Origin of the sequence: Stackebrandtia nassauensis DSM 44728 (assembly GCF_000024545.1) — a bacterium.
Taxonomy (GTDB): Bacteria; Actinomycetota; Actinomycetes; order Mycobacteriales; family Micromonosporaceae; genus Stackebrandtia; species Stackebrandtia nassauensis.
In genome coordinates this window covers 4,440,193-4,455,648 of record NC_013947.1, presented here as the reverse complement: position 1 = coordinate 4,455,648, position 15,456 = coordinate 4,440,193, and the positions used below count along the sequence as shown (strand labels likewise).

The window sequence follows — 15,456 nt, the reverse complement described above, 5'->3', positions numbered from 1 at the left end:
ATTGTACCCGAACATGATCAGTCCCTAAGGGACTGATCATGTTCGGGATCAGTTGCTACTGTGCCTTTTCGGCCAGCTCTAGGAATTGCCGCTTCGAATTGAGCGCCTCCTCGGCGGCGGCGATGCGCTTGGCGTCCCCGTCGTTCTTGGCGCGCTCCAGCTGCCGCTCGGCCTTGTCGACCTGCTCGCGCATCTGCGCCAGCAGCGGATTCTCCGAGACCGGGGTGCGGCGCCAGGCCACGTCGAGGGCGGCGCGGATCTTGTCGTCCACGGCGCGCAGCCGTCGTTGCAGGCCACCGGCGGACTCCTTGGGAACCCGTCCGATCTCCTCCCACTGGCCCTGGATCTCGCGCAGCTTCGCCTGGGCGGCGCGCGGGTCGGCCTCGACGTCGATGGCCTCGGCCTGGGTCAGCAGTTCCCGCTTCTGGTTCAGGTTCTCCTTGAACTCGGCGTCGCGGGCCGAGAAGGCCTCACTGCGGGCCGAGAAGAAGGTGTCCTGCGCCGCGCGGAACCGCTTCCACAGCTTCTGCTCGGCGTCGGGAGCCACCCGTCCGGCCTCTTTCCACTGTCGCATGAGGCCCTTGAGCTGATCGGCGGTCTCGGCCCAGTCGGTGGAGGTCGCCAGCTTCTCGGCCTCGGCGATCAGCTCCTCCTTGGCGGTGGCGATGACCTTGCGCTCGCTGTCCAGCGACGCGAAGTGGGCGCCCCGGCGGCGGGTGAATCCGTCGCGGGCGGCGGCGAAACGCTTCCACAGCGCCTGGTCGCTCTTGCGGTCGGCGCCGTGGATGGTCTTCCACTCCTCGGCGATGGCCTTGATGCGGTCGCCGGCGGCCTTCCACTGGGTGGAGTCGGCGGCCAGTTTCTCCGCCTCGGTGGCCAGCGCCTCCTTGCGGGCGACGGCCTCGGCGCGGGCGGCCGACTTGGCCTCCTTGGCCTCGGCGACCTTGGCCTCGGAACGCGAGGCCAGCTCGTCCAGCCGGGCGGCCAGCTTGTCGACGTCGCCGATCACGTGGGCCTCGTCCAGGCTGACGCGCAGCTTCTTGATCGCGCTGGCGGTCGAGGCGGGGTCGGCGTTGCCGGAGTTGAGCCTCGCGGCGACCAGATCGACCTCGGTGACCAGGTCGTCGTAACGGCGCGCGAAATGCGCCAGGCCCTCCTCGGGCGAACCGGCCTGCCACGACCCGATGACGCGTTCGCCCGCACTGGTCTTCAGATATACGGTGCCGCCGGGGTCTATGCGTCCGAACTGCGTGGCGTCAGGGTTCTCACCGCTCATGGTGTTCACTTTTTCCTTAGCGGGTATCTCGGGCGCGGTTGCCCGACCGATTGTCATTCGAGGATTCACTTATCGGTACCTTACGGTGGACCTCGCGGGGCCGACAACTCCGCATGCCGCCTCACCAGGCGTCGCCGCTGGTCACCGCCGTGCGAACGTCGTGGTCGCGATGAAACCGTGACCTTTCGCCACGTTCCTCGCGAAGCGGCGCCCGTGTCCGGCCGTGTTGGGAGGAAGTGATATGGACGTTACCGGCAACCGTGAAAGCCTACCTGGACCTGTGGTGATCGTGTGCGGCCCCACCGCGACCGGGAAGTCGGCGCTGTCGCTGGCGGTGGCCCGGGAGCGGGACGGCGAGATCGTCAACGCCGACTCGATGCAGCTGTACCGGGGCATGGACATCGGCACCGCGAAACTCACCGTCGCCGAGCGCGAGGGCGTCCCGCACCACCTGCTCGACATCTGGGACGTGCGCCGTACCGCCAGCGTCGCCGAGTACCAGGCGCTGGCGCGCGCGACCGTGGACGACATCCTGGCGCGCGGCCGCGTCCCGGTGCTGGTGGGCGGCTCGGGGCTGTACATCCAGGCGGTGGTCGACGCGATGGAGTTTCCCGGCACCGACCCCGTGGTGCGGGCCCGGCTGGAGACCGAGCTGGCCGAGGTGGGGCCGCGGGCGCTGCACGACCGGCTGGCGAGCGCCGACCCGGACGCGGCGGCGGCGATCCTGCCGTCCAACGGCCGCCGGATCGTGCGGGCGCTGGAGGTGGTGGAGCTGACCGGCTCGTTCACCGCGACGCTGCCGCGCGAACGCCGTCCCGTCTACCGCAGCGTCCACGTCGGCGTCGACCGCGACACCGCCGAACTGGACGAGCGGATCGCGCTGCGGGTGGACCTGATGCTGGCGGCCGGGCTCGTCGAGGAGGTGCGGACGCTGGCCGCGCGGGGACTCGCCGAGGGGCTGACCGCCGGACGGGCGCTGGGCTACCGGCAACTGCTGCAACACCTCGACGGTGAGCGCACGCTGGCCGAGGCGCGCGAGGCCACGATCACCGGCACCCGCCGGTTCGTGCGCCGCCAGCGCTCCTGGTTCGGCCGCGACGACCGGATCGCCTGGCTGGACGGTGCCGATCCGGATCTGGAAGCCAAGGCGCTCAAGCATTTCGATGAAATCCTTGAATTATCGATACATTGACATTTGTGATTAATAGTCTTTACTATTGAGCCAGCCTTCGAAGGTGCCCCGTCCTATTTGATGCCCTCAGGATGCGCACCATGCCCACAGCGAAGCGAGTATTCGCCGTCCTCATCGCCCTCGTACTCCTACCCATGGCCGTCCTGGTCCCGGCGAGTTCCGCTTCGGCGGCGCCGGCGGGCCTGACCGCCGCGTTCCAGGCCACCGGTTCCGGTTCGACCTGGGACGGCAAGTACGTCATCAGCAACAACACCGGCGCCGACATCACCGGCTGGACCCTGGAGTTCGACCTGCCACCCGGGGTCACCGTCAGCAACGTCTGGTACGGGAAGCTCTCCCAGAACGGCAACCACGTCACCATCATCAACGAGTACTACAACGCCAGGGTGGGCGCCGGACGCAACACCGAGCCCTACAGCCCCTCGTTCAGGATCTCGACCGGCACCGCCCCGCCGGGCTGCAAGATCAACGGCAACAACTGCGACGGCACCCCCGACACCCCGCCCAAGGCGCCGGAGAACCTGCGCGCCACCGGATCCACCACCAAGACCGTCGCGCTGGCCTGGGACAAAGCCGTCGCGGGCGACAACCCGATCGCGTCCTATGAGGTCTACTCCGGCGGCAGCAACGTCGCCAGCACCACCGACACCAAGACCGTCGTCACCGGCCTGTCTCCCAACAAGGAGTACTCCTTCACGGTGCAGGCGCTGGACACCAAGGGAAACAAGTCCGGACACAGTAAACCGGTCACCGCGACCACACTGGACCCCAGCGACGACACCACGCCGCCGACCGCCCCCAAGGGGCTGCGCTCCACTGGCACAACCTCCGACAGCGTCGGACTGAGCTGGGACGCCGCCAGCGACGCCAGCGGCATCGCCGGATACGACGTGTACCGCGACGGCAAACTGGCCACCTCGGTCACCGGCACCTCGGCGACGGTCTCGGGCCTGGCCCCGGTCACCGAGTACAGCTTCACCGTCCGCGCCCGCGACACCTACGACAACATCTCGTCCGACAGTGCCGCGGTCAAGGCCACCACCGACGACGTCATCGGCGGCGGCTCGCACGCCCGGGTCGGCTACTTTGTCCAATGGGGAATCTACGGTCGGCAGTACTTCGTGCGCAACCTCGACACCTCCGGTGCCGCCGCCAAGCTCACCCACATCAACTACGCGTTCTCCAACATCCACCCCACCAACCTGACCTGCATGAACGGGGTCACCAAGGGCACGACGCCCAACCCGCAGGACCCCGACCAGGGGACCGGCGCCGGTGACGCCGAGGCCGACTACGGCCGGGCCTTCTCCGCCGGACAGTCGGTGGACGGCAAGGCCGACACCGGTTGGGAACCGTTGCGCGGCAACTTCAACCAGCTGCGCAAGCTCAAGGCCAAGCACCCGCACCTGAAGGTGATGATGTCGATCGGCGGCTGGACCTACTCGAAGTTCTTCTCCGACGTGGCCGCCACCGATGCCTCCCGCAAGAAGTTCGTGTCGTCCTGTGTCGACATGTACCTCAAGGGCAACCTGCCGACCTACAACGGCGCCGGTGGCCCGGGTTCGGGAACCGGGGTCTTCGACGGCTTCGACCTCGACTGGGAGTGGCCGGGAGCCGAAGGCCACGCGGGCAACCACATCAGCGACAAGGACAAGGCCAACAACACGCTGCTGTTCGCCGAGTTCCGCAGGCAGATGGACGCCCTGTCACAGCAGACCGGCGAGGAGTACGAACTGACCGCGTTCACCCCCGCCGACCCGGCGAAGATCGAGGCGGGTTGGGACATCACCACCAACGACGGCAACCCGAGCGTCTTCGACTACATGGACTTCGCCAACGTGCAGGGCTACGACTTCCACGGCGCCGGAAGCGACAACTCGTGGGAGCCCAACCGCACCGGTCACGCGTCCAACCAGTGGGTCGACGACCAGGACCCGTACAACAACCACTTCTCCAACGAGGTGGCCATTCAGGAGTACCTGGACGCGGGCGTCAACCCGCGCAAGCTCACCATCGGACTGCCGTTCTACGGCAGGGGCTGGCAGGGCGTCACCGACGGCGGCGTCCACGGCGAGTGGCAGGCGGCCAACGGCGCGGCACCGGGCCAGTTCGCCGAGGAGGCGGGCACCCGCGGCTACGCGAACCTGAAGGCCAGCGTGCCCGGCTGCACGGTCCACCACGACGAGCAGTCGCTGTCGACCTACTGCTACACCGGAAACGGCGGTCAGTGGTGGACCTTCGACGACCCGTGGTCCATCGAACGCAAGACCGCCTGGGTCAAGGAACAGAACCTGCTGGGAATGATGATCTGGGAGATGTCGGGCGACAACGGCACTCTCATGACCGCCGTCGACACCGGCCTCGGCTGAGGCACGGCGCCGGTTCCCGGCCCAGCGATGCTGGGCCGGGAACCGGCGTGAAAGCGGGACCGGCCGTCAGCAGGCCACCGATGCCGAGCGTCGCGATCGGCTCGGCCGTAGCGATCTGTTCAGGCCGGAGGCTGGAATTCGCCGAGTATCTCGCGGTCTTTCGGTGAGCTCCCGTATCCGGAGATGTCGGGAATGATCGGCCGATACCGGTTGGCCTGCTCCCGCACGGTGTCCACATCCTGTCCGAGCAGTTTGGCCAGGTCCTCCTCGATGATCCGGTTCGTGTCATTGATATCCCAGTACGAGTCGATCATGGAGTTCAGTACCGCTTCGACGTCGTCGCCGGAGACGCGCTGCTCCTCCAGGGTGACGGCCCCGGCGCCGATGCTTATGGCACCGCTGATGGAAGCGAACGAGACCGCGAGAGCCACACTCGCGCCTCCGGTGACGACGGCACCGACCACGCCGACGACGGCGGCCACAATGGTCAGCGCGTACATCCCTTCACCGGTGTCCTCAAGTGCGTCAAGCGCCTCGATGGTCTTGTCGCCCAGTTGGATGGTGTTCTTGCGCGATTCCTCCAGCATCGTCTTGACACCGTCGAGAGTGTTCTCCAGGACTCCGATGTAGTAGATCTGGTTGGCGTTGATCTGTGTCAGCGGAGACAGGTAGTCAAAGATGAAGTTGTCGGCGGCATCGCCTTCCCAATCGTCGAGCTGCCCCTTGATGGTGTCGATCTCCCCGATGACCGGTTCGGTCAATGTGGTGCGGGCGTCGGCCAGGTACCCGCTCATCGTGTCCAGCCGCTTGGGGTCGCGCAACCCCATCTGCTCGAACATCGTGACGATGTAGTCGAAGGCGCCTTCAACGGCCGTTTGAAGTTCGGTGCTGGCGTAGATGCCCGCCTCCTCCTCCATCCACTTCTCCACGGCCTTGTTCCTGACTTCCATGCCCTTGTTGGCGAGGTCGGCTGCCGAAACGGTCATGTCGATGTCACCTTTCACTCGCCCTTGAGGGGATTGGTCGGTTCGTCCTTGAGAACCTCGGTGTCGCCGTCCGGCAATCCCACATCACCCCAGGGCGTCTCGACGTCGGGGGTGTCATAGTGGACGGTTATGGTGTCGTGCGGGGAGTACGGATGCTTGACCTCGGGTATCTCCGGCCGCTCGTCCAGGCCCTTGGACTGTTCGCGCAGCTCGGCTGCCGCGGCGGCATCGGTGGCGGCGTAGTCGTTCGCGATCTGTTCCAGGGCCAGCCCCGCGTTGGTCAGCGACATCGCGGTGGAGGCCATGTAGACCTGCAACTGGTCCCGCAGCGCGTTCCAGTTCTCATAGGAGGCGCCCATCACCTCGGCGTCGGTCACGACGGCGGTGTACGCCTGCTCCTCGGGGAGCTGGTTCTCGATCCCCCAGCCGTGCGCGTGGGAGTACGTGGCCTCGCCGTCGTCCTCGGGCTCCTGGTACTCGAAGTCCTGATAGTCGACGGTTTGTCCCTTGTCGAAAGCCTCGTCCTCCTTCCAGCTGGTGTTGTGCATGTGCCGGCTTCCCTGGGCGTACAGAGCCGCCGCCTTGGGCAGCGAGATCCGTCCGGCCCGCCGCAGGTTGTAGAGTTTGGCCCCGAGCTTCTCCCCGGAAATCGTCATCGTCGTTGTCTCCATTTCTGTCCGAATTGGTCGAACTTGTACACGTGGGAGAAGATCGCCGCCAGCGCGAGACCGTGTTGACCGCGGGCGGATTCCAGCGCCTGGTTCACGGCATCGCGCAGCGTTTCGGCGTCAAGGCGGGCCAGTGCCGCCCGCGAGATGCGAACCTCGACGTCGGTGCGACCCCGCCAGTCCACGGTCACGGCCTTTTGGGCGGCGTGGGCGCGCACCTGGATGTCCTGGACCCGCGCGTGCACCATCCGGCGGCGCTCACGCACCCGCGGTTCGCGCTCGCGGCCCTCGGGACCACGACCGGATTCGGCCCGCACCGCGCGTCGTGCCGCGGACGTTCCCTGCTCGGCTCCCGTCAGTGCCGCGACAACCGCCCTGGTGACCTCACCGGACAGTTCTTCGGCGCTCAGATTGAGTGGGTCCCGCGATCCCCATTCCAGCCGGATCCCCTCGTTGCGGTTGAAGCGCACCTTCGCCACTCGTCCCGGTGAGATGGTGTTCACGACCATGGTGTTCAGACGGTCCAAGAACCCAACCATGATTTCTCCTGTCGCCCGTGGTGTTCCGGCGACTCACGCTACGTGCGAACTCGGAGATTTCAAGGTTTCGGCGGGGTCCGGCTTTCGCGGTCTGACCAAACGGGCGAACGCGCTGGCCGAAGGTGCGGACCGCGAAACTTTTCCCGGCAGGCCGACGGCCCCGCATCCGTCGACGGATGCGGGGCCGTCGGCCTGCCGTCCTGGCCGTTACGGGCGGGGCCGGGGGCTTTCGGTCTTGGACGCGTCGCGGTCGACGACCGGGTCCAGCGCCTCGTCGATGGCCTTCATGACCTCGGGCGCCAGCTTGACGCCCGCGGCGGCCACGTTGTCGGCGACCTGCTCGGGACGCGAGGCCCCGATGATCGCCGCCGAGACGTTCGAGTTCTGCAGCACCCACGCCACCGCCAGCTGGGCCATCGACAGGCCCGCCTGCTCGGCGATCGGCTTGAGTTGCTGCACCCGCTCCAGCAGTTCCTGGTTCTCCAGGAACTTGGCCACGAAGAAGCCGTTGTCCTTGTCGGTGGCGCGACTGCCCGCCGGTGGCGCCTGGCCCGGCAGGTACTTGCCGGTCAGCACGCCCTGGGCGATCGGGGACCACACGATCTGGCCGATGCCCAGCTCCTCACAGGTCGGCACGACCTCGCCCTCGATGACCCGCCACAGCGCCGAGTACTGCGGCTGCGAGGACACCAGCTGGATGTTCAGCTGCTTGGCCAGCGCGTGCGCCTCGCGGATCTGGGAGGCCTTCCACTCCGAGACGCCGATGTAGTGCGCCTTGCCGGAGTGGACGACGTCGGCGAACGCCTGCATCGTCTCCTCCAGCGGGGTCTCGTAGTCGTAGCGGTGAGCCTGGTACAGGTCCACATAGTCGGTCTGCAACCGGCGCAGCGAGTGGTCGATCGAGGTCATGATGTGCTTGCGCGACAGACCCCGGTCGTTCTTGCCCGGACCCACCGGGAAGTACACCTTGGTGAAGATCTCCAGACCGTCGCGGCGCTGTCCCTTCAGCGCCCGGCCCAGCACCTCCTCGGCGGCTCCCTGCGCGTACACGTCGGCGGTGTCGTAGGTGGTGATACCGGCGTCCAGCGCGGCGTTCACGCAGGCACGGGCGGCGTCCTCCTCGACCTGGCTGCCGTGGGTGATCCAGTTTCCGTAGGCGATCTCACTGATGATGAGGCCACTGCGGCCCAAATGACGAAATTCCACGCCGCTCACGCTACCGCCGCATCCCCGACCGTGGTCAAGGATGCGGGCGGAGGTGTTCAGCACAACGCGGTGCTGAGCAGACCAAGCAGCTGCTCGGGACCGAACTTCTCGCTCGGGCTCTGGTTGATCGCGATCGTCGCCGACTTCTTCCCGTCGGCGGTGGTGGCGGTCATCGCCTGGAAACCGGGCACGTCCCCGGCCTGGCCCCACAGCTTCAGCTCGCACTCGGTGGGCAGCCGCATCAGGCCCAGGCCGTACTCGACGCCGGGAACGCCGGTCATCGGCACGGTGTCGCGCATCTGCTTCAGCTGGGCCTTGTCGACGACCTCGCCCTCGGTCAGCGCCGTGAAGTACGCGTTGAGGTCGGCGCCTGAGGACACGATGCCGCCCGAGGCCCACGTGCCGGAGGCGTCGGCCTCGGTGACGTCCTTCGGTTCGCCGTCCGCGACGAAGTAACCCTGGGGGTGCGGCTTCGCCAGTCCGGTGTCACCGGGTTCGGGCAGGTAGGTGTCCTTGAGCCGCAACGGTTTGGTGATGCGCTCCTTCAGCGCGTCACCGTAGTCGTCGCCGGTGAGTTTCTCGATGAGCATCCCGGCCACCACGTAGTTGGTGTTGGTGTAGATCATCTTCTCGCCGGGTTCGGCCTGGACGGGGTTCTCAAGCGCCATGTCGATGAGCTGCTGCGGCGTGAAGGTGACCTCCGGGTCCTGCGGCTGGGTGGCGTCGCCGATCTCGGGCAGTCCGCTCTGGTGGCGCAGCAGGTGTCTGACGGTGATCTTCCCGGCGTCGATGCCGTCGCCGTGCAGCAGCCCCGGCAGGTACTCCTCGATGGACGCGTCGAGGTCGACCTCGTCCTCGGACACCAGCTGCAACACCATCGCCGAGGTGAACGCCTTGGTGACGCTGGCGACGCGCACGTGCGCGTCGCTCGGGTACTTCGCGTCGGTCTCACGGTTTCCCACTCCGGCCAGCGCCTGCGCGCTGTCGTCACCGTCGCGGATGGTCACCTCGCCGCCGACGATGGCACCGTCCTTGACGAACTCGTCGAGCCGCTTTTGGACCGCGTCGGTCTCGACCTCCTTCGCCGTGTCCTTCGCGGGATCCTTCCCGGCACTGGCGGAGCCGCATCCGGCCACGAACGCGGCGGTCACGACGGCGGCGGCACAGGCGATGACTGTCCTTCTTATTCTCATGCCGCAAAGCTAGGGCCGCCGCGGCCCGGAGCCATCGGGGAACGCCCCTAGGTCGCCACGGAGATTTCGGGGTGGGGAAAACCCCATCGAGCACAAAGGACAGGAGGTTACAGTGGACCCTCGTCGATGTTGACCATTGTGTCCAGGCGACGCAGGACGTCGGCGCGACTGAACCGCTGCGGGATGATCTCCTCGCCGTTGCGGTCCCGCGCGCCCCAGGTGGCGGCACCGGTGTCGGTGGCGTACCCGGCCGGGTGCACCACGATGTCGCGGTGGTGCGGCGGCAGGATCAGCGTCCCGGCCCGGTCCACCAGGCCCTTGCCGCCGCGCAGCTCGATCACGGCCACCCCGTCGACGAAACCCACCACGGTGCGGCCGTCGGGCACCTGGGTGGACACACCGTCGTACAGGAACGGCACCAGCAGGTTCCCGGAGGTGTCGATGGCGCCCCAGGCGCGTTCCCGCACCGCGGCGATACCGCCGCGGAACTCCCCGGCCTCGGCGAAGGTCGGCGAGATCACCGGGCGCCGGTCGGAACCCAGGTAACCCCACTTGCCCGAGCGCGGTTCCTGGTAGCGGCGCGGCGCCGGGTGCTGGGCCCGCTCCTCCCAGGAGCGCGGCGGCGGGCCGAAGCCCTCCATGGCCAGCCGGTAGACGTGTTCCAGCGCCGGGGCGATCGAGGCGGTCGTGGTCTCGTCCGAGGTGTACTCCGAGGCGCGCTCCAGGTGCAGCAGCGCCTCGGTGAGCCGCCGCTGCGCGATGCACGACAGCGCCGCACAGGCCCGCACCCGGCCCAGGAACCGGCGCGGCAGCTCCCCGGCCTCGGCCAGCGCGTACAGGCGGTCGGCGCCGGTGTGGTCCTGACGCAGCCGCAGCGTCTGCGCCAGCCTGGCCCGGGCGGGGGCCAGCAACAGGTCGGTACCGACGTTCTCGGCGTGCTTGAGCGAGGATTTGGCGTCGGCCTCGGCCGAATCGCGCTCGCCCAGCGCCCGCAGCGCCACCGAGCGCACGCCCAGCAGCCTCGACCGGTCGGCCTCGTCGGTGGCGGTGTTGAGCCGGTTGTCGGTCTCGGCGCCGATCGCCGACAACATCTGCTGGTCCTCTATCCGCGGGGTCAAGCTCTCGATGTCCAAAGGCCCTAGCGCACGCTCCAGCGCCGCTCGAAGGTCTGCCGCGACATCCGCCATATCGACACTTTGCCATGGACACGAGCGCGGTGACAGTGCGGCTGCCGAAAACTGTTTGCGTCGTCGCGGCAGACTCCCGTACAGTCCGGTGCTCGCGTCATGGACGTATGGCCACCTGGCTGTTACGGACTCGCCTCGTTTGCCCTCGTCAGCCTCCAGGAGCCTCCATGCGCATGACGCTCGCCTTGGCGCGAGCCGGTTTTCGCCGCTATTCGACCTACCGGCAGGCGACGGCCGCCAGCATCCTCACCAACTCGATGTTCGGTTTCCTCAGGGTTTACGTGCTGTTCGCCGCGGTGGCCGCCGCCGGGGGAGTGGCGGGCGGATACACGCGTGAACAACTGTCCACTTACACCTGGGTGACCCAGGGGATGATCGGGGTCGTCGCGCTGTGGGGCTGGAACGAGCTGGCCGACAAGGTCCGCACCGGCGAGGTGGTCGGCGACCTGCTGCGACCAGTGAATCCGATATGGACGTACTTCGCGACCGACCTCGGCCGCGCGGGCTTCGCCTCCTGCACCCGGCTGCTGGCCCCGATCGTCGTGGGCGCCCTGGTGTTCCCGTTCTACTGGCCGCGCCACCCCGCCAGCTACCCGCTGTTCCTGGTCAGCGTGCTGCTGGCCGTGAGCGTGTGTTTCGCGCTGCGCTACCTGGTCAACCTCAGCGCCTTCTGGCTGCTGGACAGCCGCGGCATCACGGCGGTGTGGACGCTGGTGTCGGGACTGGGCGCGGGACTGTACTTCCCGATGTCGTTCCTGCCCGGCTGGCTGGCCTTCGTCATGCAGTACCTGACACCGTTCCCGTCCATCATGCAGTTCCCCGCCGACGTGCTCGTCGAACGCGACGGCTTCGGCGGCCAGTTCACCCGGCTGGCCGTCCAGGCACTGTGGGCGCTGATCTGCCTGGCGATCGTCTTCGCGGTACAGCGCCGCGCGGTGCGGAAGCTGGTGGTGCAGGGTGGCTGAGCACAAACTGTTGCGGCCCTACGCGAAGATGTTGACCGCCCAGGTGCGCTCGCAGGCGCAGTACCGGTCGTCCTTCTTCATCGACATGGCCGTCCAGACCGGATTCTCGGCGGCCGACTTCGTGACGGTCATGGTCATGTTCGGCGTGACGACGGCGCTGGGCGGCTTCGGCCTCGTCGACGTGCTCGTCATCAGCGGCGTGTCCGCCACCGGTTTCGCGCTCGCCGACCTCACGGTGGGCAATGTGGAGCGACTGAAGACCTATGTGCGCACCGGCCTGTTGGACGCGATGCTGATCCGGCCGCGCCGCGTCCTGCCGCAGCTGCTGGTCGTCGACTTCCAGCTGCGCCGCGTCGGACGGGTCGCGGTGGGCGTCACCGTGCTGGTCGTCGCGCTGACGGCCTCCGACATCGACTGGACCTGGTGGCGGATCGCGCTGATCGCGACCGTCCCGCTGGCCGGGGCACTGTACTTCAGCGCCATGTTCGTCATGACCGCCTCGGTGGCGTTCTGGTGGATCGAATCGGGCGAGTTCGCCAACGCCTTCACCTACGGCGGCCGCGAACTGACGACCTACCCGATCAACATCTACGCGAACTTCTTCCGCAACCTCTTCGCCTTCGGGCTCGGCTTCGGATTCGTGGCGTACTACCCGACGCTGCTGATCCTGGGCCGACCCGACCCGCTGGGCCTGCCCGGCTGGCTCGGGCTGGCGGTCTTCCCGGTGGCGCTGATCGCCGCGGGGCTCGCCGCACTGGTGTGGCACAACGGAATCCGACACTACAAGGGAACAGGATCATGAACACCGTCATCGACGTGCGCGACCTGCGCAAGGAGTTCACCGTCCGGGTCAAGAAGGGCCGTCTCACCCGCGAGAAGAAGACCGTCGCGGCCGTCGACGGCGTGAACCTCACCGTCGAACGCGGCGAGATGATCGGCTACATCGGACCCAACGGCGCCGGGAAGTCCACCACCCTGAAGATGCTGACCGGCGTGCTCAACCCCTCCGCCGGGCACGTGCGGGTGTGCGGACTGGAACCGGTACCGCAGCGCCTCAAACTCACCCGCCGCATCGGTGTCGTGTTCGGGCAGCGCTCGGCACTGTGGTGGGACCTGCCGCTGCGGGAGTCCTTCGACCTGCTGCGGCACGTCTTCGACATCCCGGCCGCCGAACACGCCGCCCGCCTGAACCGCTGCCGGGGCCTGCTGGAACTGGACGAGTTCCTCGACACCCCGGTGCGGCAGCTGTCGCTGGGGCAGCGGATGCGCGGCGAACTGACCGCCGCGCTGCTGCACGGCCCCGAGATCCTGTTCCTGGACGAACCCACCATCGGCCTGGACGTGGTGTCCAAGCAGTCGGTGCGGTCGTTCCTGGCCGAACTGGGTGCGGGCGGCGACGTGACGCTGGTGCTGACCACCCACGACCTCGCCGACATCGAGAAGCTGTGCAAACGGCTGGTGGTCATCGACCACGGTCACGTCGTCCACGACGGCACCCTGGAGGAACTGCACGACCGCTACGGGTCGCGGCGGCAGGTCATCGCCGACTTCGAGGCCGACTGGGACGAGGCGCTGACGCCGCCGGGCTCACACGCCGTCATCGACGCCGAGGACCCCCGGCGGGTCGTCTTCTCGCTGTCCAACGGCGATGCCAGCGCCGGGGAACTGGTGGCGCGGCTGGCGACCACCGCCGCGCTGCGGGACGTGTCGATCGTCGAACCCGACATCGAGGACGTGGTCGCCAAGCTCTACACCGGCAAATAGCTCTACTTGAACTGCTTGCCCAGCTGCTCTTCCGGAGTCTTGGAGTTGACCCGGGTGCGCGGTTTCGGCATCCGCATCCGCTTGAACATGATCGACCGCGACACCGCGTACCAGTACAGCCCGCCCATGCGCTGCGTCGTCTTCGGGAACCGCTTCTTGACCAGACGCTTCACCTTGCGGCACAACAGGACGCTGTCGATGACGAACAGCAGCAGCACCGCGATCCACGCGAACACGACGAAGTCGTAGATCATGCCGTACGCCGGGTTGGAGAACAGCATGATCACGATCGCGATGATGAAGAAGTACTGGCCGATGCTGAACCGGGCGTCCACCACGTCGCGCACCAGCAGCCGCTCGGGCCCCTTGTCACGCGGCATGTGGTACTGGTCGAACAGCGGATCGCCCTTGTCCTGACCGTCGGCGACGCGCAGCCGCTCGGCCCGGCGCTCGGCGGCCAGCTCCCGCTTGGCCTCCTTGGTCGTCGGCTTGCCAGCCTTCGCCTGCTCCCGGGCCTCCTTGTAGGTCTTGGGAGGGTTCTTGGGCGGCCGCTTCTTGCTCGGCTGCTTGCGCTTCGGGGTCGGGTCGGACTTGTCGCGGACCTTCTTGGTCTCCCTAAGGTCCTCGACGGCGGACTCCGGCTGCTCGACGTCTTCGGTCGACTCGTCCCGGGATTTGCGTTTAAACAAGGCTGGCACGCTTACCAACGATACCGGCAGGTCATGGCCGCTCCACATTCGCGCCGAGTCCGGCCAGCTTGGCGTCGAAGTCCTCGTAGCCGCGTGTGATGAACCTGTCAACGCCGAACACCCGCGAGGTGCCCTCGGCGGCCAGGGCCGCGATGAGGTGGCTGAAGCCCGCGCGCAGGTCAGGGATCTGCAGGTCGGCGGCGTGCAGCTTGCTGGGCCCGGCGATGACCGCCGAGTGCAGGAAGTTGCGGCGCCCCCAACGGCAGGGAGTGCCGCCCAGGCAGTCGCGGTACAGCTGGATGTTGGCGCCCATCTGGCGCAGCTCGGCGGTGTAGCCGAACCGGCGCTCGTACACCGTCTCGTGGACAATGGACAGTCCGCGGGCCTGGGTGAGCGCGACCACCAGCGGCTGCTGCCAGTCGGTCATGAGACCGGGGTGGACGTCGGTCTCCAGCGCCGCCGGGGACAGTTCGCCACCGGGGTGCCAGAACCGGATGCCGCCGCCGGGGGAGTCGTCGACGTCGAAGGCGCCGCCGATGGTGCGGTACACGTTGAGGAAGGTCATCATGTCGACCTGGCGGGCGCCCCGGACGAAGACCTCGCCGTGGGTGGCCAGCGCGGCCGCGGCCCAGCTGCCGGTCTCGATGCGGTCGGGGACCGGGCGGTGCCGGTAGCCCGACAGCCGGTCGACGCCCTCGATCTCGATGACCCGGTCGGTGTTGACCTTGATGATGGCGCCCATCTTCTGCAGGATGCAGATCAGGTCGATGATCTCCGGCTCCACCGCGGCGTTGCGCAGCTCGGTGACGCCCTCGGCCATCACGGCGGTCAGCAGGATCTGCTCGGTTGAACCCACCGAGGGGTAGTCCAGTGTGTACTTGATGCCCTGCAGTCGCTGCGGCGCCGTCAGGTGCATGCCGTCGGGCAGCTTCTCCACCACGGCGCCGAACTTGCGCAGCGCGTCGATGTGGAAGTCGATGGGACGGCCGCCGATGTTGCAGCCGCCCAGGTCGGGGATGTAGGCCGAGCCCAGCCGGTGCAGCAGCGGCCCGCACAGCAGGATCGGGATCCGGCTGGAACCGGCGTGCACGTTGATCTCGTCGACGCCGGCTGTCACCACATTGGTGGGATCCATCCGCAGTGACCGGTCTTTGTCGATGGACGTGCGGACTCCATGCAGCTCAAGCAGTCCACGGACGATATCGACGTCGCTGATCGCCGGTACATCGAACAAAGTGGAGGGAGAGTCCGCCAGTAGTGCCGCGACCATGGCCTTGGAGACCAGATTCTTCGCGCCTCTGACCCGGATCTCTCCCTTGAGGGGAGTACCACCGTGTACCACGAGCACGTCGTCGTCGTTCAACGCACAGCCTTCCGAAGTTCGTGAGTGAAACGCACTGCCGAGCGCGAGCATATAGGTGA

The 15,456-nt window shown here is 67.5% G+C and carries 14 protein-coding genes; 5 read left to right on the top strand and 9 right to left on the bottom strand.

Annotated features, from left to right (window positions below; translation table 11 throughout):
• Positions 1-55: 55 nt before the first annotated feature.
• The gene (locus SNAS_RS20530; protein WP_041626594.1) at positions 56-1,276 is read right to left on the bottom strand and encodes a DUF349 domain-containing protein; all 1,221 of its coding nucleotides are present in this window, start codon (positions 1,274-1,276) and stop codon (positions 56-58) included.
• Positions 1,277-1,517: 241 nt separating this feature from the next.
• Between SNAS_RS20530 and miaA the strand changes: the two genes are divergently transcribed.
• Entirely contained in the window at positions 1,518-2,468 is a 951-nt protein-coding gene (gene miaA, locus SNAS_RS20525) for a tRNA (adenosine(37)-N6)-dimethylallyltransferase MiaA (protein ID WP_013019383.1), read from the top strand.
• Between the two features lie 80 nt (positions 2,469-2,548).
• The gene (locus SNAS_RS20520) at positions 2,549-4,837 is read left to right on the top strand and encodes a glycosyl hydrolase family 18 protein (protein ID WP_013019382.1); all 2,289 of its coding nucleotides are present in this window, start codon (positions 2,549-2,551) and stop codon (positions 4,835-4,837) included.
• A gap of 119 nt (positions 4,838-4,956) precedes the next feature.
• Here the strand turns inward: SNAS_RS20520 and SNAS_RS20515 are convergent, their stop codons facing one another.
• From SNAS_RS20515 to SNAS_RS20490, 6 genes are all read right to left on the bottom strand, one after another.
• Positions 4,957-5,823 (bottom strand): hypothetical protein, encoded by an 867-nt coding sequence (locus SNAS_RS20515; protein ID WP_013019381.1) that lies wholly within the window; start codon positions 5,821-5,823, stop codon positions 4,957-4,959.
• 14 nt (positions 5,824-5,837) lie between these two features.
• Positions 5,838-6,479: a hypothetical protein gene (locus SNAS_RS20510; protein ID WP_013019380.1), complete on the bottom strand. Its 642-nt coding sequence runs from the start codon at positions 6,477-6,479 to the stop codon at positions 5,838-5,840.
• Positions 6,476-7,030, bottom strand: coding sequence for a hypothetical protein (locus SNAS_RS20505; RefSeq protein WP_013019379.1), 555 nt, complete (start codon positions 7,028-7,030; stop codon positions 6,476-6,478). Before SNAS_RS20505 ends, SNAS_RS20510 begins: the two co-directional genes overlap by 4 nt.
• Before the next feature lie 207 nt (positions 7,031-7,237).
• Complete coding sequence (locus SNAS_RS20500; RefSeq protein WP_041625073.1) at positions 7,238-8,236, bottom strand: aldo/keto reductase family protein; 999 nt, start codon at positions 8,234-8,236, stop codon at positions 7,238-7,240.
• A gap of 56 nt (positions 8,237-8,292) precedes the next feature.
• Entirely contained in the window at positions 8,293-9,429 is a 1,137-nt protein-coding gene (locus tag SNAS_RS20495) for a serine hydrolase domain-containing protein (RefSeq protein WP_013019377.1), read from the bottom strand.
• A 107-nt stretch (positions 9,430-9,536) separates the two neighbouring features.
• The gene (locus SNAS_RS20490) at positions 9,537-10,520 is read right to left on the bottom strand and encodes a WG repeat-containing protein (RefSeq protein WP_013019376.1); all 984 of its coding nucleotides are present in this window, start codon (positions 10,518-10,520) and stop codon (positions 9,537-9,539) included.
• Between the two features lie 263 nt (positions 10,521-10,783).
• Between SNAS_RS20490 and SNAS_RS20485 the strand changes: the two genes are divergently transcribed.
• From SNAS_RS20485 to SNAS_RS20475, 3 genes are read left to right on the top strand one after another with little or no spacing between them, the layout of a single operon-like run.
• Positions 10,784-11,581, top strand: a complete 798-nt coding sequence (locus tag SNAS_RS20485; protein ID WP_013019375.1) for an ABC transporter permease — start codon at positions 10,784-10,786, stop codon at positions 11,579-11,581.
• Positions 11,574-12,383 (top strand): ABC transporter permease, encoded by an 810-nt coding sequence (locus SNAS_RS20480; protein WP_013019374.1) that lies wholly within the window; start codon positions 11,574-11,576, stop codon positions 12,381-12,383. Before SNAS_RS20485 ends, SNAS_RS20480 begins: the two co-directional genes overlap by 8 nt.
• The gene (locus SNAS_RS20475) at positions 12,380-13,345 is read left to right on the top strand and encodes an ABC transporter ATP-binding protein (RefSeq protein ID WP_013019373.1); all 966 of its coding nucleotides are present in this window, start codon (positions 12,380-12,382) and stop codon (positions 13,343-13,345) included. Before SNAS_RS20480 ends, SNAS_RS20475 begins: the two co-directional genes overlap by 4 nt.
• A 2-nt stretch (positions 13,346-13,347) precedes the next feature.
• On the opposite strand, the gene SNAS_RS20470 is transcribed toward SNAS_RS20475, so the two are convergent.
• Both SNAS_RS20470 and murA read right to left on the bottom strand, forming a co-directional pair.
• Positions 13,348-14,043, bottom strand: coding sequence for a DUF3043 domain-containing protein (locus SNAS_RS20470; RefSeq protein WP_169313909.1), 696 nt, complete (start codon positions 14,041-14,043; stop codon positions 13,348-13,350).
• A gap of 22 nt (positions 14,044-14,065) precedes the next feature.
• Positions 14,066-15,448 carry a UDP-N-acetylglucosamine 1-carboxyvinyltransferase gene (gene murA / locus SNAS_RS20465; RefSeq protein ID WP_052305074.1) on the bottom strand — a complete coding sequence of 461 codons (1,383 nt, stop codon included), beginning with the start codon at positions 15,446-15,448 and terminating at the stop codon, positions 14,066-14,068.
• Positions 15,449-15,456: the final 8 nt, after the last annotated feature.